Annotated in this window: 14 protein-coding genes and 3 pseudogenes; 7 read left to right on the top strand and 10 right to left on the bottom strand. The window is 49.2% G+C overall.

What is annotated here, in order from left to right; genetic code table 11:
• Positions 1-69 precede the first annotated feature (69 nt).
• A pseudogene (locus tag RN22_RS24790) lies at positions 70-487 on the bottom strand (FHIPEP family type III secretion protein); the annotation flags it as partial.
• On the opposite strand from RN22_RS24790, the pseudogene fliG reads away from it, so the two are divergent.
• The 3 genes and pseudogenes from fliG to RN22_RS24775 form a co-directional block, all read left to right on the top strand.
• Positions 481-645 (top strand): annotated as a pseudogene (fliG, locus tag RN22_RS24785) (flagellar motor switch protein FliG); the annotation flags it as partial. The pseudogenes RN22_RS24790 and fliG overlap by 7 nt on opposite strands.
• 27 nt (positions 646-672) lie before the next feature.
• Positions 673-884 (top strand): annotated as a pseudogene (locus RN22_RS24780) (FliH/SctL family protein); the annotation flags it as partial.
• Positions 863-1,000 carry a hypothetical protein gene (locus RN22_RS24775; protein ID WP_231590932.1) on the top strand — a complete coding sequence of 46 codons (138 nt, stop codon included), beginning with the start codon at positions 863-865 and terminating at the stop codon, positions 998-1,000. The pseudogene RN22_RS24780 and the gene RN22_RS24775, both read left to right, overlap by 22 nt.
• A gap of 81 nt (positions 1,001-1,081) precedes the next feature.
• Here the strand turns inward: RN22_RS24775 and RN22_RS18905 are convergent, their stop codons facing one another.
• Together RN22_RS18905 and RN22_RS18900 are read right to left on the bottom strand one after the other, a co-directional pair.
• The gene (locus RN22_RS18905) at positions 1,082-1,390 is read right to left on the bottom strand and encodes a DUF496 family protein (RefSeq protein ID WP_002536784.1); all 309 of its coding nucleotides are present in this window, start codon (positions 1,388-1,390) and stop codon (positions 1,082-1,084) included.
• Positions 1,391-1,647: 257 nt separating this feature from the next.
• On the bottom strand, positions 1,648-2,571 hold the full coding sequence (locus RN22_RS18900; RefSeq protein WP_039849665.1) for a chemotaxis protein: 924 nt from the start codon (positions 2,569-2,571) through the stop codon (positions 1,648-1,650).
• 395 nt (positions 2,572-2,966) lie between these two features.
• On the opposite strand from RN22_RS18900, the gene RN22_RS18895 reads away from it, so the two are divergent.
• From RN22_RS18895 to RN22_RS18885, 3 genes are all read left to right on the top strand, one after another.
• A complete protein-coding gene (locus RN22_RS18895) occupies positions 2,967-3,908 on the top strand; it encodes a chemotaxis protein CheV (protein ID WP_002536786.1) in 942 nt (313 codons plus the stop codon).
• A 6-nt stretch (positions 3,909-3,914) separates the two neighbouring features.
• The gene (locus RN22_RS18890) at positions 3,915-4,406 is read left to right on the top strand and encodes a histidine phosphatase family protein (protein ID WP_046306688.1); all 492 of its coding nucleotides are present in this window, start codon (positions 3,915-3,917) and stop codon (positions 4,404-4,406) included.
• Between the two features lie 294 nt (positions 4,407-4,700).
• Complete coding sequence (locus RN22_RS18885; RefSeq protein WP_046306686.1) at positions 4,701-6,059, top strand: hypothetical protein; 1,359 nt, start codon at positions 4,701-4,703, stop codon at positions 6,057-6,059.
• A 15-nt stretch (positions 6,060-6,074) separates the two neighbouring features.
• Here RN22_RS18885 and RN22_RS18880 read toward each other — a convergent pair whose 3' ends face one another.
• The 3 genes from RN22_RS18880 to imuA are packed head-to-tail and all read right to left on the bottom strand — an operon-like array spanning position 6,075 to position 11,322.
• Positions 6,075-9,188, bottom strand: coding sequence for an error-prone DNA polymerase (locus RN22_RS18880; protein WP_046306684.1), 3,114 nt, complete (start codon positions 9,186-9,188; stop codon positions 6,075-6,077).
• A 23-nt stretch (positions 9,189-9,211) separates the two neighbouring features.
• Positions 9,212-10,618, bottom strand: a complete 1,407-nt coding sequence (locus RN22_RS18875) for a DNA polymerase Y family protein (protein ID WP_046306682.1) — start codon at positions 10,616-10,618, stop codon at positions 9,212-9,214.
• Positions 10,615-11,322: a translesion DNA synthesis-associated protein ImuA gene (gene imuA, locus RN22_RS18870; RefSeq protein ID WP_046306680.1), complete on the bottom strand. Its 708-nt coding sequence runs from the start codon at positions 11,320-11,322 to the stop codon at positions 10,615-10,617. Before imuA ends, RN22_RS18875 begins: the two co-directional genes overlap by 4 nt.
• A gap of 213 nt (positions 11,323-11,535) precedes the next feature.
• Between imuA and RN22_RS18865 the strand changes: the two genes are divergently transcribed.
• On the top strand, positions 11,536-11,859 hold the full coding sequence (locus RN22_RS18865) for a DUF4156 domain-containing protein (RefSeq protein WP_002536794.1): 324 nt from the start codon (positions 11,536-11,538) through the stop codon (positions 11,857-11,859).
• Here RN22_RS18865 and RN22_RS18860 read toward each other — a convergent pair.
• The 4 genes from RN22_RS18860 to RN22_RS18845 form a co-directional block, all read right to left on the bottom strand.
• Complete coding sequence (locus RN22_RS18860) at positions 11,850-13,358, bottom strand: glycosyltransferase (RefSeq protein ID WP_046306678.1); 1,509 nt, start codon at positions 13,356-13,358, stop codon at positions 11,850-11,852. The genes RN22_RS18865 and RN22_RS18860 overlap by 10 nt on opposite strands.
• The gene (locus RN22_RS18855; RefSeq protein ID WP_046306676.1) at positions 13,355-14,941 is read right to left on the bottom strand and encodes an HlyD family efflux transporter periplasmic adaptor subunit; all 1,587 of its coding nucleotides are present in this window, start codon (positions 14,939-14,941) and stop codon (positions 13,355-13,357) included. Before RN22_RS18855 ends, RN22_RS18860 begins: the two co-directional genes overlap by 4 nt.
• Before the next feature lie 374 nt (positions 14,942-15,315).
• Positions 15,316-15,657 (bottom strand): hypothetical protein, encoded by a 342-nt coding sequence (locus RN22_RS18850; RefSeq protein WP_046306675.1) that lies wholly within the window; start codon positions 15,655-15,657, stop codon positions 15,316-15,318.
• Positions 15,658-15,880: 223 nt separating this feature from the next.
• The gene (locus tag RN22_RS18845; RefSeq protein WP_046306674.1) at positions 15,881-19,786 is read right to left on the bottom strand and encodes a hybrid sensor histidine kinase/response regulator; all 3,906 of its coding nucleotides are present in this window, start codon (positions 19,784-19,786) and stop codon (positions 15,881-15,883) included.
• Positions 19,787-19,796: the final 10 nt, after the last annotated feature.

Raw genomic sequence — 19,796 nt, 5'->3', positions numbered from 1 at the left:
GCTCAAAAGAAGAAACGGCTATCGCCGTTTCTTCTTTATGCCTTGACTCTCCTCAAACTTGACTAAAGATCAGCCAAGGTTTCCTACCACATTGATCTGTTTGTTCTCCGGCACTTCGTTGTAAGAAAGCACCGCCAGTCCTTGTGTAAAGGTGCGGGCATAGCGAGCAATCAATGGGCGGAGTTGTGGCATCACCAGAAGGATTGGCGCCATGCCTTGTTGCTTCAATTGCTGGCGAATCAACGGCAGGTTCAATAAAGCCTTGCTCAATCACTTCGCCATTGAGGGAAAGGGTGTACTGATTCGGTTTCAGGCTCAGGTTGTCGCGGATACGCACTTCCGGCAGAATGAAGCCGATTTGTTCAGAAAGATGACGGCGGACACCGCGGATACGTTGGGTCAGTGGTGCCCCCTGCTCTTTATTGACCAGATGCACCAATCGATAACTCAGCGCCAGCGAAAGGGTATGCACGTGGGGAATATCATCCCGCCGAAAGTTCATCCGCGGTGCTGAAGCATCTGCCATCGGATTACCACGACGAACTGCTTTACCGTATCGCTCGTTTGCAGGATATCGACCATCAGGTGATGAATGACTTGATTGAACGCTGCATCGCAAAGGTTTCCGTGGTGCAGAGCATGCCATCCTGATCGAAATGCTGCGCCTTCATGATGAAAATGATGCCACAGCAAATCCTGACACTGGTAGATGAAACCCTCGAAGCCCTTCCGGCAAATTGGAGAAAGTCACGGTGCATCTGAACCCGCAGGATCTGGAGCGTATCAGCCAGATCAGTGCGGATTTACCAAACGCCTGGAAGCTGGTTTCGAATTCAGAACTGCCTGTGGGAGGGTTACAGGTGTGTTTGAAATCAATGAGAGCGACATGGTTCTGACTGAGCTTGCGCCAGAGCTTTCCATTGAAGAGGTGCAGGCTGCCACCGAAGCGACTTTGTTGGTGTCACCGAATTTACGTTCGATGCAACTGTCGGCTTGCTAGGGCCAAAAAACAAAAAGACCACCGAGAGGGTGGTCTTGTCATTTTCGCTGTCGGGCGACTGCGTTATCGCAGAAAGAAAGCTTATTTTTTGCCTTCTTTGTCCAGACGGGTCAGCTCTTTGATTTGACGGCTGATCTCGCGGCGCTCTTTTGAAATTTCTGCACTCTTGATGATGTGGTCATCTACACGATCTTCGTAGTCAGCTTTCATGTTTTTAACGATCTCTACGATCTCATCGTGAGTCATTTCTGGCTGAATGTAATCAAGCAGGTTCTCAAGCAAAGTTACGCGCTTCTGGTTGTCGCGGATTTTCTTCTCGTTATCCTGAATTTCCCGCTTCAGTTTATTCTTGCGACGAGAGAACTTAACGATCTCGAATACATTGTTCATAGGTCTATAACCTTCTTTGTGTGATCCTGATGAAATTAAACCACAAGGTGACCGTCGGAAACAGTCTTTTGATCAAGGAAAGCGCAGTATTTTACGAGAACTTTTAGTGACAGCTTGAGCAGGAAAATATGTGCTATAACCTCGTGAGCGCAGAATATTCGCGGCACACGAATCGTATGCAAATTAACCATATAGCATGTTGATAGAAAAGAAAAAGGCACGCGTGGAAGCGTGCCTTTCACGAAAGTGAAAGTAAATTACTCAACTGCCCCTTCAAGGCGGACATGTTCTCCTTCCAGTTTAAGATGAGCGCCGCGAAGCATGGCATTCACCAGCTCTGTGGCATCAAACTTGGTCAGCGCTTCGTGAGCCCCTACCTGATGGGCGCGGTCAACACTGATTTCACTGGAAAGCGAGGTGTGTAGGATCAGATACGCTTCGGAGAGCGGCTCGTTGCTTCGGATCTCAAAGGCCAATTCATAACCGTCAATGCCTGGCATTTCGATATCACTCACGACGATATCAAACGGTCGGCCTTCTCTGGCTGAGTTTTTCAGCTTCTCAAGTGCATCAATCCCGTTGGTGCTAACCACATAGGGAATATTGATGCTGTCGAGCGCTTCTGAAAGCTGACGCCTTGCCAGACTGCTGTCATCAACCAAGAGGATGTGCATAGGTTTGAGTTTCTCGCGATCCACATCGGCGAGGATAGGATGAAGCTTGTCTTCCGGCATGGGGAAGATTTTCGACATCACCAGTTCAACATCCAGCAGTTGCACCAGCTTTTCGTCAACGTTCATCACACCTGTCAGAAATGCGCGTGTACCCAGGGTTTCTGGAGGCGGAGTAATATTGCGCCAATCACATTCACTAATTTTCTCGATGCCACGCACCAAAAAACCCACCACACGACGTTGGCAGTCGGTGATGATGATAAAACAGTTTTTGTACTCTTCCTTATCGACAGGTTGATAACCAATCGCTTTCGCCATATCGATAACTGGTGTAGTGATACCACGGATATTCGCGGTACCAATGACAGTAGGATGAGAGCCAGGAAGTGCAGTGAGCGGGCAGAAAGGTACAATCTCTCTGACCTTCAAAGTGCCAAGGGCAAAAGTCTGTGTGGCAGAGAGTCGGAATAACAACATACCCTGCGATTCATTGGCTTTGCTTTTCATATAGCGCCTGTTTTTAGCCAGAATGAGTAAACAAGAAAAATGATGCATTGCTTCCAGCAACGCCACAATATCTCTCTTGATTGTAGCTTTTCCTCATCCTTGTCACACCTATGATGGGCCGATTTATGACACTTATCCAGTAACTTTTCGTGAATTTCCAGCGTGATCAGAATCTTGCTAACTCTCTGTGAGAGAAGGCATTTGCAGCCCAATGATAAAAATGTAAGTAGAGGTGGGGTAATTTCGCTTTATTCAAGGAGTTTTTCTATTATTAAGATGTAACGCGCTAAATAGTAAAGACGAAGTGAGCACCTTCTCATTATGTGTTTTACTGGCTGACAGCGATAAGACAATGAGAAATCACAGTGATGTGATCTGAGAGCGGTTAGTAACCCATGACAAGCATTTTAGATTCTGTAGACTCCCGTACCAACCTAGTGGGTGAAAACCGACTGGAATTGTTGATATTCCAGCTAGGAACACGCCAACTTTTCGCTATCAACGTTTTTAAAGTCAGAGAAGTGTTGAAAGTCCCCCGCCTTAACCAAATGCCCGGTTCTCATCCCAAAATTAGCGGTGTTGCGACCATTCGAGGTCACTCCATCCCTGTAATCGATATGCGTCAGTCAATTGGTTTGCGTCCGCTCAGCAAAGATGAAGAAAGCAATCTTATTGTGACGGAGTACAACCGCTCCGTGCAGGCTTTTTTAGTCGGCAAGGTGGTGTATATCAAGAATATGGGCTGGGACGAAATTATGGAGCCGCCAAGCACGGGGCGTTCCAATTACCTTACGGCGATCACCAAGCTCGACCATGAAAACGAACAAAAGCTGGTTGAGATTATCGATGTCGAAAAAGTACTGGCGGAAATTATCTCCTATGACATCGGCATTTCCGATGGTGTGTTGGATGATGATCTCTCTAACCATCTAGTGGGCCAGAAAGTGCTGGTGGTGGACGACTCTTCTACTGCCCGCAAACAAGTCACCGAAACATTGGGTCAGCTTGGTATCGAGTGCATTGAGAAGAAGAATGGCCAGCAGGCGCTGAATCTTCTTAAATCCTGGTGTGATGAAGGGAAAGACCCGCGCAACGAGATCCTGTTAATGATCACTGACGCGGAAATGCCGGAAATGGACGGCTACAAGCTGACGTCAGAAGTGCGCGCAGACAGTCGCATGCACGATCTCTATATTGCGCTTAACACTTCACTCAGTGGCAGCTTCAACGAAGCCATGGTGGAGAAAGTGGGGTGTAACCGCTTCGTGTCCAAGTTCCAACCCGATCTTCTTGTGGATGTGGTGCAAACCCGCATGCGTGAGGCGTTGGGCAAGTAGGTACGGGTGAAGTTACTTTTTCTCACCCGCCATGCAAAATCCAGTTGGGATGACCCTTCCCTTGATGATCACAACAGGCCGCTGAATCCTCGTGGCCTGCGAAACGCACCTATAATGGGAGCCAGATTGGCGGCGTGGTTAAAGCAGCCCCAGTTGATCGTTTCCAGCAGTGCACTTCGCGCGAAGACGACGGCACAACTGATGGCAGAGCAGTTTGTTCATTCGCCACCTGTTGTCATTAAAAACACGGTTTACACAGAAGATTGGCAAACGCTGGTAAAGGTTGTAGAGCGGTTTGACGACGATAATGAAAGCGTCATGTTGGTTGGCCATAATCCGGCTTTCAATGAATTTCTCGCTCATATTCCCTTTGAAATAGATAACCTCCCAACGTGTGGTGTAGCGGTGATTGCCCTATACAGCCAAAGTTGGTCTAACTGGTCGACGGCAGATAAACAGGTTCTGTTTCTCGATTATCCTAAACGACTGAAACCGTAGTCAGTTTAACGCGATGTCAGGATCTGACTACTGAGACTTATTCACTTTTTCTGTGGATAACCCAGTTAACTCTCGGGGTTTAATCCGCTCGCAAGCCCGAGTTATCGAAGTGGCGAAATGATCTTTGCGCACTGGTTAAAAAATGCACAGCTAATCGGTGTTGGCCTTTTTACATCCACCCAATGAAATTAAGCCTATTGGAGGCATGCACACACGGAATGTTTCGGTATAAACTATGTGTCCTTCCTAGCTCGCGGAAAGACCCGTAAAAAGAGAATGTTTTGGAGTACATAATTGATCTCTGTAGAAAAAGATGAGGGGTTAACCGCACGGATTGCGCTGATAAACGAAGAGATAAAAAGACAGGACGTCGAATTTTACCTATTTGTTCCTGGAGAGCTGAATTTCTCCAAGAGCGTGCTCAGCGAAGATGAGTTTTACTACACGGTACTGTCTAACACCCGTACCTACTTTTCTTCGCAACACCATTTACCGCTTGTTCACTCCCGACTCGCCAGCCGGGATAAATTGCCTTCTGACAAATATCGTGTGAGCTTGAGCTTGTACGCGTATCAATATGCGCTTTCGCTGGAGAAAACCACACACCGCTTTTTCGATACCGTGACAGACGTGGAAGAAGAAGAAGCCGTGGAGCAATTGGAAGTGATCACCGACATGGCGGTTGAGATCCTCCGTCGTCTGCGCCGTTATGTGCCGAAAGATGAAAGTCTCATCAAGTACTACAACAATGTCGATAACTACCTTTCCTGGTTGACTGAGCAGCGTTTTCTTTCGCTGGTTGCGCACATGCCAAGAAGCGCTGCGTTCAAGCCGATCAAAGAGCAGCTTTTGGCTTTTTGCGAATCTGAAGCTGCTTATCGTATCGACCAAAACTACAACTCATCCAAGGCGCAGAGTGACCCGACGCGAATGGTCAACAAGATGCGCCTTGCCCGTCGTCTGATTGAATATCCGGTCACGATTCGCCAGAACGATGTGGTGTTGGGGCAGAACCTCAACAAACTGGCAAAAGGTGCAGCAGCAGGCCTGGTGATGATTTTTGTTACCTTTGCGATTATCCGCATGCGTAACTTCTTGGGTGAAATTACTCTGTCTTTCGCGCTGGCCATGGCGGGGCTATATGCCATGCGTGAGATTTTCAAAGACGACCTGCGTGATGTGCTTTGGCGCTTTATTCGTAAAGGGCGTCCTAAGTGGCGCAAGATGTTCACTGACCCGACTTCCGGTCAGCGTATCGGCAATCAGCTGGAGTGGTTGGATTACATCCCGTTCGACAAAATTCCTGATGATGTGCGCAAGATGCGCAAAGGCAAATTACGTCAGCGTGAAGAATCGGTAGTGAAGATCAAAATGGTAACCCAGATGTCGACCACCAAGTTCCTTAGCGGCTACGACATGACACGGGAAGTATGGCGACTCGATTTCCGTCCATTTTCCCGCCTGATGGCGCGTGGTAAGCAGCGTTATTACGCGCTGAGTGATGGTCAGGTGACGCGTGAATCTATCGACAAGCGTCACCAGTTTAATCTGGTTTCCAAGCAGAAAAACCAGGATGGGAGCTTTACTATTCAGCGTTGGAAAATCACGGTCAACCGATCAAAAGTGGTTGATGTAGAAGAAGTCTTCTCATAATCATTTACTCCGCGATCAGTGAAAGTCCCGTGAATGGACAAGTAGCTGGTCGAGGGTGTGAGTCATATCAATCAATCGTCCAGCCACCACATGCACCACATCGCCTTCGCGCTCTAATATTCCTTTCACTTTTAATATCTTTGCCGACACAAACGGTGTGTTCTGTGCCCGTGCAGTGGCGAGCCACACCACCACATTGATGTTGCCAGTATGGTCTTCCAAGGTCACAAAGGTTACGCCACTGGCTGTCCCTGGGCGTTGTCTGCCAGTGACTACACCAGCAACAGTGACCGCTGAGCCTGAACGGATAGTATTGAGCTCACTGGCTAACCGATGTTTGCCCAGTTTGCCGTTTTCATCCAGCAGGGCGATAGGGTGCTTGCCGAGCGTAAGACCTGTGGCAGCATAATCCTCAATCAAGTCTTCTACCGCAGAAGGGGCGGCAATCGCATTGGCATCCGAGCTGTCCGGTTGTGTGTTTGAAAACAGCGGCAGAGCGTGGCTGTCATCCATCATCTGCCATCGGGCGGAAAAGCGGTTATCTGCCAGCACCTTGGTGGCATTGGCACTGGCGAGCGCTTCCAGATCGCCCCGGCTCAATCCACATTGTCTTATTTCGTTGAGATGTTGGAATCCATTGTAGGGACGACATCGCAGCAGCTTCTCCGCGCCAAGATCGGATAAGCCTTTCACAATCCGCAAGCCAAGTTGCAGCGCAGGCTGACCTTGGACAATCACTTGTTGGTGATCCCACTGGCTGCGGTTTACGCAGACAGGAAGGATTTGCACCTGATGACGGGATGCGTCCTGCAACAGCTGCGAAGGGCTATAGAAACCCATAGGCTGACTATTGAGCAGCGAGCAGTAAAAGGCGACCGGGTAATAGTGTTTTAACCAGGAGGAGGTGTAAGCCAATACCGCAAACGAAGCGCTGTGTGATTCCGGAAAACCGTATTCACCGAAGCCTTGGATCTGTCGGAAGATCTGTTCGGCAAACTCAATGTTATAACCGCGCTCCTGCATACCGTTAATCAGCTTTTCGCGAAAAGGAGCGAGCTTACCGCTGCGCTTCCATGCTGCCATGGCGCGACGAAGTTGGTCGGCTTCACCGCCACTGAATCCGGCGGCGACCATAGCAAGTTGGATCACCTGTTCCTGAAAAATCGGCACGCCCATGGTGCGTGACAACACCGACTTGACTTCTTTCGAAGGGTAGGTGATGTCTTCCTCACCCCAGCGTCTTTTCAGGTAGGGGTGCACCATATCGCCCTGTATCGGACCGGGACGCACAATCGCAATCTGAATCACCAAATCGTAATAGCAGTTCGGGCGCAGTCTCGGCAACATGCTCATCTGGGCGCGTGATTCGACCTGAAACACACCGACAGAATCGGCCTTCTGGAGTTGTTGATAGACAATGGGATCGTCACCCATGGCAATGATGTCAGCAATCGACAAACTGCGTTGGTGTTGCTTGTCGATAATGGCAAAGACCTTGCGGATCGCGCTCAACATGCCGAGCGCGAGGATGTCCACTTTTAATAGTCCAAGGGATTCCAAATCATCTTTATCCCATTGGATCACGCTGCGTTCGGCCATGGCGGCATTTTCGACCGGCACCAGTTCGTACAACGGACCTGCGGAAATAATAAAACCGCCGACATGTTGACTGAGATGGCGTGGAAAGCCGCGGATTTCTTCAACCAATTCCAGCAACCAGCGCCCAAGGTGTGATTGGGTGTCCAAACCCAGTGCTTCAAGCTGTTCACCTTTATCCAGCCCTTTGTCACGGTGGTTGAGGTTTTTGATGTAGTAATCCAGCTGGGTTTCATTAAGCCCTAGCGCTTTGCCCACATCGCGGAACGCGCTTTTAAAGCGATAGGTAATTACTGTTGCAGCAATGGCAGCACGCTGACGGCCGTACTTCTGGTAGATGTAGCGGAAGATTTCTTCGCGCCGTTCGTGCTCGAAGTCGACATCAATGTCTGGTGGCTCGTTACGTTCTTTCGAGATAAAGCGCTCGAACAAGACATTGATTTTCTCTGGGTTAACCGCGGTGATCTCAAGGCAATAGCACACCACAGAGTTTGCCGCAGAGCCGCGTCCCTGATACAAAATGCCTTGTGATTTCGCGTGCTGAACAATGTCGTAAATGGTGAGGAAAAAATACTCGTACTGCTGTTCGGCAATCAGCCCCAGCTCTTTATCAATGGTTGCGCGGATCTCTGGCTTAATCCCGTTCGGGAAGCGTTTGCCAATGCCTTCTTCCACCAAGTGTCGCAAGTAACTGCTGGCGGTGAAGCCATCTGGTACCAGCTCTGCGGGATATTCATAGCGAAGCTCACTGAGACAGAAGGTACATTTCGCCGCAATGCGCTGGGTTTCTTTTCGCCAGCGCTCGGGATAGAGCTTTTCCAGTTTCTCAACAGGTTTGAGTGCCTGTTCGCTATTTCTTGGCAAATCGAAGCCGCATTGTTGTAAAGGTTTGCCGAGCCGAATCGCCGTGATGACATCGAGTAAAGGCTGGCGGCGGGGGTGATGCATCAGTACATCATTGGTGCAGACAATTGGCAGGTCGTGCGCTTTTGCCAACGATTCCACCATGGCCAGATACGTGGATTCATTGGGCAGCAGCAGACGCTCAACGCCGATCCACAGTCTTTCTTCAAACGTGTTCTTCAACCAGTGCTGAAAATCCTCGGGTTTGTTTTTTTCTTCATGTTTGAGTGTCGGTAGCCAGATGCAGAGACACTGGGTGATGTGGCTGAAATCATCACTGAATACCTGATAATGCCCCTTTTCACTGCGCATTCTGGCTTGGGTAATAAGGCGGGCCAGCTCGCCATAGGCTTGTCGGCTGGGGCAAAGCAGCACCAGTTTTTCATCCTGGAAGGTGATTTCTGAACCAATGATCAGCTTGAGTCCAAGGTTCTGGTCGCGATTTGCGGTGTGAGCACGTACTACGCCAGCAAGCGAGCATTCATCAGTAATGGCGAGTGCGTTGTATCCCAAAGTAGCAGCGCGAACAACCAGTTCTTCCGGGTGGGAAGCGCCGGTCAGGAAGCTGTAATTGGTTTTACAGTGCAGTTCTGAAAAAGGCTGTGGGCGAATAGTCGGAGGTGTTGTCATAGGCAGCGATCTCAAACAGCGGATCAACAAAAAAGGCCATGCTCGAACCACTCACCTTGTGCAGTTCGAAATACCCAGCAAAGTTGTCCCCGTTTATTACGGGCGACAAAGTAATCGCGCTGGATGGGCGATTTATCCCACCAACCACCACTGACGCGTTCTGGACCTGTGAGTGTGTCAGGGCGAGACAGCAGAGGGCGGGGAGACACATGAAGCAGAGCAGGGCGTGTCGGCAGGAAGGGAGGTAAGATCTGCGTACTTTTCTGCAACGGCAATTGGCGTTTGAAGGCCCGCTCTGGGCGGTGGTCATTCTCCAATGACAGGCTGTAAACCCCATTTTTCCCTGCTTTCGCCTGTATCAGGCTGATCAGTTCCCCCGGTGTGAGTTGTCCACGTTTACCTGCGAACAAATCCTGAGTGGGGGATTGCCTTGGCAGCAGAGTATTGGCTTCCAGTCGAAGGTGGGTGACAGGGGCATCCAGCTTAAGCTTTTCCAGATGAAGCTGGAGCAGCGGCATCCAGCGGCTGGTGGCAGATTCCGGCGTTGCTGCAGTGATCTCCAAGATTTTGTCATCTTGCTCTCGCTGTGTCAGCACGATGGTAATGGCGGGCGTGACCGCCTCCCTAACGTGCAGGAACTTCTCCATTTCTTTGAGCATGCGCTGAAGTGGAAAGCAAAGCGTCTGGCTATTGGAAATGTCATGCAAAAGCTCCAGTGACTGGTAGAAGTGCTCGGGCGGTGTGAAGCTCGCAGGCAAGGCCAGGCTTTTCTGGGTTAGGGAACGTAGGTGGGCTGTCAGCGGTTTACCGAAACGCTGACCGAGTGAATCTACCGGTAACGCCAGCAATTGCTTGGCGTGTCGGATTCCCATGCGTTCCAGCTGAATAACATGTTTCTCTGTGAATCCCAGTTCTCGCACAGCAAGCGCAGCGAGTGCCTGTTCTGTCATTTCCGGTGTCAGGTAACCACAGTCTGCCTTTGCGCTTGCAAGCCAGCGTGCCGCCTCTGGATAAGGGCTAAGCGCGAAGTGATATTGCACCTGCTCGCCACTGAGGACAGGCAGCAGTGATTGCCAGTAGTTATCCAGTGAGCCATAAAGCTTGAGCATCGGAGTGACTTTCATCAAAAGCCCGTCCGGTGCGTAAGGGATGATGTCTGCGTTGACCTGATACAGCAGGGAAGCCAGCTGCAATAGACGGTCGGTTTCGGCCTGTTCATCATAGTCAGCGACGTCTAAGCCATGACACAGCGCACTGGCGGTACCAAGGTCGTTACCCGTTACAATGCCATATTCCCGTGCTTGTGCGTTGGCTTGATAAACATGACCTGTCGTGCGGGAAAGCACAATCAGCGGTGTTTCCACCCTGTTATCGCGGATAAGGGTGTCGAGCAGCAAGGCGGGGAAATGCAGATACAACCAGAGGATCATCGGAACAATGGCACCACGTTAGAGGTGTCTGCCAACTGGAGAGATGACAGTGTGATGGTTTCATGCGGCTCTGCTTGTTCGGCCAGTGAGAAGGTATGAAAAACAGGCGCTAATGGCACATGAAAAGGTTGAACAGGTAGGCCACGGCGTTTAATCACAGTCACCTTCAATCCTCCTTCATCAGGGATGGCAGACAGGCGGCAGCTTACCGGCAAACCCTGAACACTTTTTTGGTGGGTGATCATAAACAGCAGGCAGTCATTTTCGGTCGCAGCGAGTTGAAGGCGTCTGGCCTGAGTCACGGAAAGTGCTTCCCCCCAGAGTACGGCAGAGCGACAGCAACCACTTTTCAAGGCTTGCTCAACGCACCATAAGCTTGATGAAACAGACGCATCCAGAATGATCACCTTTTCTAAATCCAATCCTGCCTGACACAGGGCAATGGGGTTGAGTTCTCCCGGTGGCGCGGCGAACACGGTCAGTTCACTGTCTTTCAAAGCCATCACGACTGCTGGCAGGATCAGGCGTAATTCACCAATGCCAAAGCAGGGCAGTTGCAGTTCAACCACGCCGGATTCCGGCCAGCCGCCATCCAGCTTTTCATCAAGCACAGTGTGGCCGCTGGGGCGGCAGTGCGCTTTGGGTTGATAGAGACGGTTCGCCGTCCAGATCCCTGAATGCAGGGCGAGAATGTTATCAAGCATAAATAATAATACTGTATATATGTACAGTATTATTCTAGGGCGAGATTGCGATTAGAACAAGTGTGTTTTGATGCATATGAGGCGACATTGAAGAGGAAGAAGTGGCTCGTTAAGCGCTCAGATTGCCGATATACTCATATACCCAAACAACCTGAATCCTGCATCTTTAGGTCGTTTGGGTATAATCCTTCAACCCAACTCTATGAAGATAAAATGAATAAGTGGGCAACATTATTTGGGGCGATGCTGTTGACGGGGTGTGTGGCCACACCGGATCCGGGTAGCGAAAAAATCACCGTCTTGTGGGGTGATGCATTAGAAATGCTGCATTGTGAAGATAAAGGCGTCGTTGTCGGCTCTCAGGGGCATTGGTACGACTATTGGCTGATTGAAGATGGTGTGCTGACTCAGGGTGCGGTGAATGAATTGCGTAACAAAGCGATGCTGCTGGAAGCGGATACTGTTCTACTGTATGCGCCAAAACCTTTTTCTACATCGGTAACTTTTCTGGCTAAAGCTTATCGCTGTCATCCGTAAAGCACCATCACGAAAATCAGTAGTGCGCTAAATGCTGCGGTGGTTTCCAAATGTGGAAGCCACTTTTTGATCTCTTGAGACATCGAGTGGTCTTCCACTTTCCCGGCAATGCCTTGTCGTGTCCAGCGTTGTACGTTCGGGTGAAAGAACAGGTATACCTTCACCAGAGAACCTACCATTTGCTCATACCATAGTAACACCACAAAGATGGGATGAAATTGCCCTGACTGCACTGAAATCAGCATCACATTTAAACTTCGCGTAGCAGCCACCCAGAACAGGTAGGCAATGACAACCTTGGGCCCAATGAGTGCTGCAACAAATATCGCCAGTGATGGGCCAATCAGGGTCGTCCACATGCTGATCCGTTGATCTAACAGACAGAGCCACAAAAACAGGCCAGCTTTGCGTGGACCGAGTTGGATAGCACGGATATTACTGCGGAGCATATTGCCGTACCAACGGGTCATCAGTGAGATACTGGTGCCCAAGAAACTGCCTGAAGGAGCATCTTCCAGGCAAGTTACCGCCATGTCTGGAATGTAGAGCATTTTCCAGCGCTCCTTGAGCACATAAAACCAGGTGCTTTTATCGTCCCCGGTTAACATACGGATTTTGCCGTAACGCCAGTGTTTAACGTGGTCATAGCGCAAGCTTTCGATAAAGTCGGGAGACAGCGCCATGGAGGCGCGAAATGCTGAAAAGCGGCCTGTCAGTACCAAAACACGATAGGTCAGGCTGAGTGAGCTCATATAGAAATGGCGTTGTGCCATGCGCTGACGATACCATTGTCGGGTGAGGGAACTGCCTTTCACGATGGGTTTATTGTGCGTCGTCACCGCGCCAAGATCGTGATAGCGCATCAGAAACCCTGAGACTTTTGCCAACATACCTTCAGGGACCACAGTATCCCCATCCATAAGGATCAATACGCTGTCTTTGGAAACGGGGCGGTCTTCCGCCAGAAGAGTCAGTGCATCTGCCATGGTGTTACGCTTGCCGGTACCGTCCTGATCGATAATGAACAGAGTGACAGGAACCCGTTGTTTGAGCTTGTCGAACTGGGATTCAATGATACCGATATCGGCTTCGTCGGTAACACAAGCAACCGCGCGGCATGCAACGCCAAAGTTTCCAATCTCATCAATCAATGCTTTGAAGACGGGTGCACTGATCTCTGGTGTGGTGCGGTAACAGGGGATCACCACCAATATCTCGCTTGGTTTATGTGTCATCTCCGCCAAGCTGGAAATCACGGGGTAACGAACATATTGGTAATAGAGCCCACGGAGTAGGTGAATGGATTTCCAGCCATAGCGCCACAATCCAATAAAGCCAAGCGTGTAAACTACCTCTTCCTGAACTGGGACATCAGGCAGGATGATATACAACCCCCAAAGCCCCAGAAGCAGGGTCGCAAAGAACAGCCACCAAAGGATAGTGATATGCCGAGGATCCTGGCGATGGAAGTTCTTGATGAAAAGGCGCTCGACATTCATAGGTTGAACCAGTGTTTGAAGACGTCTTTCCAACCCACTGTTGCAATAACTGTGGCGGGCTCATTCACTATGGTCGTCTCGGCTCCTTGCTGTGGCACAACTTTTATCAGCGTATATTGATTAAGCCTTGGTAAGGTTTTTGGCAGGCCGCTCAATGATTCGCCTTCTTCGTTATAGATATCCGCATTGGCGGCGCTGTAGAACTGCACATGCTCAATCGTGCCGATTTGCTTAGTGTCGTTACTGGCAAGTTTGTACTCCACCTCCATGCCGATTTTGAGTAGTTCTGCTTTTTCGAGTGGCATCAATGCCAGAATCGAGCGTTGACCTCGGTCTGGACTGGGTGATGGAGACAGCTCAAAAACAGCGGTACCCGTTTGTACGATTTGGCCATCACGGGCGTTGATAGCAACGATGTAACAATCGCAGGGTGCATAGGCCAACCCGCGGGTTTTCAGTCGTTCGATTTCTTCAAGAAGCTTGTCTTTCTCAGCGATCAATATGTCGAGCTGACTTTGCGCTTCAAACGGGGATTTACCACTGATTTGTGCTTCTTTGGGTGGAACACCAAGCAAAATTTGATCTAATTGGCTTTCGATAGCTTCGATTTCGGCATCAAGTGAAAGAAGATCCCTTTTGATTTCGAAAGTTTCAACACGCTCCAACTCGCGCGTGACGGAATCAACACTGCCTTTTCGGAAGCCCTTATCATACAGCTTTAAGATTTTCTCCCGGGTTTGGAGCTCTTCTGTCAATAAATCCTTTTTCTCAGAGAGTAACTGAAGTTCTTTGAAAAGTTGTGAGTTGTAGCGGGCTACCGACTCTCTACTTTGACGAAGCACGGTTTGTAGGTAGTTAATCTGACTATTGACCTTGTCCAACTCTTGCTTGTCTTTAGCGAGCAAGTCCGTGCCTTCCTCGGTAAAAACGGAAAACAATAGGTCGCCTTCTTTGACTTGTTGACCGGGTTTGAAATCTGAAAGGTTTAATACACCGTTGTTATAGCTTCGTTGGGAGAGTACGGGTTGGCTTACAGCAGCATGCTGTGAGGTGATGTTGAGAATACGGGACTGCACCATCAAGGCGGCAACGGTAATGATCGCGACTGAAATTAAGGCAACGAGTGCGAAACGCCACCAGTTTTGCTGCATGCGCTGCACTTCTTCTTCGTGCAGCTGCGCTTTAACGCCGTAAGAGGTGACACTTTCCAGTGAAATCGTTTCACCAGTGAGGTAGGTATCGACTATCGATTGCAGCGTTTTCTGGTGACCGGAGTTTAGCGAATAGAACTGGCAACCCATGGCATAACCGCTTTCGCTGGCACGCATCACTTCAAATTGCATGGGGGTTGAGAAGCGTCCGACAGGGAGCTCAAAGCACAAGTGCCCATGGTGCTTATCGCCTTTCTTTCCAGGATAGAGGTTATCATCAATAGAAAATCCACCCACGCTCCATTCCTTGGTGGGATATAGGACGCCATCGATTTCAACTTGTGCCGGAAACTCAATGCGTGGAAATTTCCGCGCACCGGAACGGGACTGAAACGTGTGGATAGACCCTGTGTTGATAGCCGCTACTCCCATGTTGCCTCCTTGTTGGGCTACGCCTTGACTAGGAAACTGCAATTGTCGCGCCAACAAGACAAAGTTGAACTTGCAAGGCCATCGACTCAAAAAGAAGAACTAATGATAAGTATATAAGTAATGGCGACTTTTGGGAGGAAAGTGCAGCATCTACGGGGGCTAATGATTACCTTCAGAGCTGATTACCTTTTAGATATGACTGAGAAATCTGCGGCTTGCTCTCCCGACTCATCAAAAACGGGTGCTGCAAATTGAGAATCGAAAATCCTAATTTTCGCAATATGAGGAATAGTTGGACAGGAGGTGTGGATAATTCTGGCACAACAAGAAAGCGACTGAACAGCCGCTTTTTGTCTATGTAGGTAGCCACCAGTTTAAACTTGGGTGGCGCGCTCGAGATGGAATAGGTGTATTTCATGCAGGATTCGCTCAGAGATAATCTCTGAGATGATGCCATCAAAGCGGCTTTGCAGATCCTGAATAGACGGGATCATCTGCATGACGCCAGCTTCATTTTCTTCTGTGATTTCCATGTCCAGACTCAGGTCACAATCGAGCGTGGCGATGAAAGGCTTCATGCGCTCCATGATGCAATTGACCATATATTCATTAGAACTGAGTTGATTCAACTCCTCGCGAATCATCTGGGTCATGGGGCTGTTTTGAGGTTCACATCGCGAACCCCCCTCTGCAGGGAAAGGAATGACTGTCGGCATAGCGTAATCTCTTTAAAATATATAATAATTATAGGTTTCCGCCTTTTAGGCGGTTTTTCTTATTTGTTGAATAGTTTAATAAAACCAGCCATGTTGACCAGTAGCCGCTTAAGATAGTGGAGCTCGGTTTGCAATCTTAATAAAAAGAATGCAAATAGCGACCATTTTACACTTGCACAATCGCAAATGTTCTACTACCACAGCAACAAGAGATCAACCGCCGCTAAGGCTTACTGGCAGACATCCGCTCACAGAGCAACACAGACCCTCTCTGGATTTTTTCATACAACTCGTCGGGTCGTGGGTTGCCGTCAAAATTGTATTGCTCCATTGCTTTGCAATCGCTAGAAAAATCGACAGCACCGACCATCAAGGCTGCCCCTTTCATCTTGTGAGCGATTTTCTTCACATCGACAAGGCGATCGTTGTCCCAAGCTTCGGCTAACGCATTCATATCGCTTTGCTGTGTGGAAAGGTAGCGATCCACCAACATGCCAATGAGCTCAGGGTCATCCCCCGTACTCTCTTTGAGTGTCGAGAAATCGAAAGGATCGAGTGTTTCGTTTTCGACTTCTGTTTGCTGTGGTTGCCGCTCCGTAGCGGTTGAAGCTGGTGATTGTGATGGCTGAGAAGGTTCTGCGATGGTAGCAACGGCGATGTTTTCCGAATCGGGCTCAGGTTCAGGGAGGAAGCTGTTCATCAGCACAATTAAGTCGTGTTGTTTAAAGGGCTTGGCAATGTACTCGGTCATGCCTGCTTCAAGACACTTCTCGCGATCGCCACTCATGGCGTTGGCCGTCATAGCGATAATTGGCACTTCCGGTAATTGGTTTTCAGACTCCAATTGGCGAATTTTTCGCGTGGCTTCGAAGCCGTCCATCACCGGCATTTGGCAATCCATAAAAATCATGTCATAGCGGTTGGACATAAAGCGCTCAAAAGCAATGGAGCCATTGTCAGCAAGTGTGGTTTTACAACCAAGTTTGGTCAGAACGGTATTGATGAGCTCCTGATTGACCGGGTGATCTTCCGCGATGAGCACAGACAACCCTTGCACGTAGAGGCTGGTACCGGCATTGCGCTCAGCTTTCTCCTGTTGGGTCATCTTGCGGAATATTTGTTCACGCGTCAGGCCTTGGGCATCCAGTGCGATAACCGTTGTCAGGGTGTGATAAATGGTTTCGATGTTAAACGGTGAAGTGAGAGCCGCTGAGATAGCTTCTGTATTCTTCGTCAATACACCGCGTATGTCGGCCAGATAGATAACGGTATGAGAGTGGCTCTGTGACGTCAGAATTGTTTTCAATTTCTCTAGGGAGACAGTGTGGTCAAGCAAGGTGACGCTGAAACCACCTGATTGCAATGCTGTAGATGCGGCATTTTCATCTCTGGCGACGGTGACGGCTAATCCCAATATGTTGAAGTATTTCTGGAGATTGGTGATTTGGCTAACACTTCGGGAAATTAGCAGCGTGTTCACACCTTTCAATGAGATTGCGTCTGAAGAGAGCTGTTCACGTGGTTCGTCAGGAATGTTGACGGTAAACCGGGCGCGGAAAGTGGAGCCTTGCCCAATATCACTTTCGGCCTGAATATCACCGCCGAGAAGATCCGCAAATTTACGGCAAATAGGTAGGCCTAGTCCCGTTCCCTGATAACGACGTTTGCTGGAGCTATCTATCTGGGAGAAGTTTTCAAAAACTTTATCGAGCTGGCTTTGCTCAATACCGATGCCAGTGTCTGTTACCTTGAGCTCAATGTCGCAAGCCGCACCATGGCGACGTATTTGAGTGATGGACACGTCCACGTAACCACTGTCGGTGAACTTTGCCGCGTTACCCGCCAAATTAACCAAAATCTGCCTGAGTTTGGAAAAATCAGACGTGATATACCTTGGGAGAATAGGATCCGTATAAGTGGTAAAACTCACATTGTCTTTCACCCTTGGCGCAACGATATTCGTAACGTTCCCAATCAGCTCGTGGACGCAGAAGGTTTCCTCCCGCAAAGACATCTTACCCGCTTCAATCTTTGACAGGTCCAGTACGTCATTGATGATGTCCAGCAAAGCGTTTGCCGACACCGTAATCGTGTCGTTGTAATGCCTTTGCTCATAGGAAAGTTGGGTGTGAGAAAGCACTTCAGACATCCCGATGATGCCGTTAATCGGCGTGCGTATCTCATGGCTCATCATGGCCAGGAAGTTTGATTTGGCTTCATTGGCTTGCTCAGCATCGTCTTTGGCTTTGACCAGTGCTTCATTCACTTCTTTGTTAAGCTGGGTTTGGCGGTTGGAATACAACATGCTGCAGATGCTTTTTACAACAGGCGCAATCCAGTTGATGAGCTCTTCCGTGTAGGGCTCTTCACGGCCTGCCAGCACAATAACGCCGACCTCTTCACCCATGGTTACCAGTGGCAGTAACGCATAGTGTTCAAAGAACTCGTTGTTCTCACTCATTACCTCTTTATGAAGAGATGAAAATTCTGTGCGCTTGAGCTGAATGGAGGATTCGGCATAAGGCAGCAGTTGGATGGGCAGGCCTGTGAATTCATGATGGAGATTAGTGGTCTGGTGCTTGAAAAGCACTTCTTGCTTGCCCTGTTTGACCGACAACATTGCCGCGAGTTTGCTGTCGGTAAAGGTAGCTAATACCACGAGTGCTTTTTTGAACGAGCGCTCGGAGTTACCCGTGGTCATGTACATATCCTGAACGGAATTGAACACGGAATAGAGTGCGTTACTGCGGCTGAGCTTTGCTTCCATACGAGTACGTTGGGTAATGTCCCGCACGTTCATCACGACGTAGTCCTGATCGCCGATTCGCTGTTTATTTCCGATAAGTTGGAGAAACAATGTATCTTCGCTTCCCCCCTGGAATATTTTGCTGGCCTCTTCGTTGTCCAGTGCGTTTTGATATACCTGTTTAATGGCGGCCAACAGTTGTGCATTGATATCTGTGTATAGAGTGTTTAAAGGAGCACCGCCTTCCGGGACATTTGGCAAGTCAACCAGCGTAGATGCGCGATGGTTGACGGTCATCACGTTGCTGCGGCTATCAAACACGATCACACCATCGGCATAATTTTTTAAGATGGATTCCAGATATCGCTTGGTAAAACCAATCCCCAACAAAGAGTTGGCGTGCTTAATAAGAAAAAGGACGAATGCCGCTGTGACCACCAGAAAAGCGACGGAAAGGTAATTACGGGTATAGGACACCGCGCTGAGTGCGTTACTGGCATCAAACTCTATCACCAACCCTATCGGTAGCTTGTCGTGCCACATCCAAGCGCCGATCGACGGGTTAGGTAGCTGACCTTGATAACCTTCTGCGTTGACCCGGATAACTTTGTCCGAACGGTAAAGCAAGTCAGATGGTGTCTTCCGCTGTCTGTTAGCCGTCTCTATTGATGTTGGTAACAAAGACAAATTTTTTGCTGGCGCAATCACCTCTCCGTTATTGTTGACGGCAAAAGAAATACGGGACGGAATGATCTCCTTGCTGAAGAACAGTTTGTCAAAGTCAGTGCTTTCCCTTGATGCGAAAAGGATAACTGGCGCTCTGTCTTTAGTGCCATTAGAAAAAGCAACGGCCATAAAAACTTCAGTGTTAGATTTTATGTCGTTGGATATGTGAGGCGGCGTTACAAACAAATCACGGTGCCTGACCATACGGGCAATGTCAGGGTAAGCGTTCTTCGCGGTGTCGGAAAACTCATAAGCCAGCTCGAGAAGGATTTCTCCACTGGGTGAGAACAGGGTGACTTCATCAAGAGAGAAAGAATCCCGGTATAGCTCAAGGATTTTCTGGACTTCCCCCGCATTGGTGAGTGCGTCTTCGCTGAATACTCCGCCTATATCCAGTGCTTGGAGCAACTGTTTGTCAGTAGCAATGATTTCCAGCTCGCGTTCGCGGTGATGGTACCAGTCATCCACAGAGGCGCTGAGGTTACTGATTTCAGTACTCAGGAAGTAGGAAAGTTTTTCCTGTGTATCTTGATAGATCGAGCGGTAAAACCACACAAAAGTCAGTAACAGGATGATGATAACGATACCCCCGCTCAGGAAAAGCTGAGCTAGCGTATAGCGTGATTCCTGACTGGCCAGGCGGAGGTTGTTAGCCATTTAATCCTCA

The sequence above is a fragment of the Grimontia sp. AD028 genome, from assembly GCF_000973155.1.
In the GTDB taxonomy this organism is placed as follows: Bacteria; Pseudomonadota; Gammaproteobacteria; order Enterobacterales; family Vibrionaceae; genus Enterovibrio; species Enterovibrio indicus.
The sequence above is the reverse complement of the archived record's forward strand: the minus strand, read 5'-3'. Positions and strand labels throughout refer to the sequence as shown.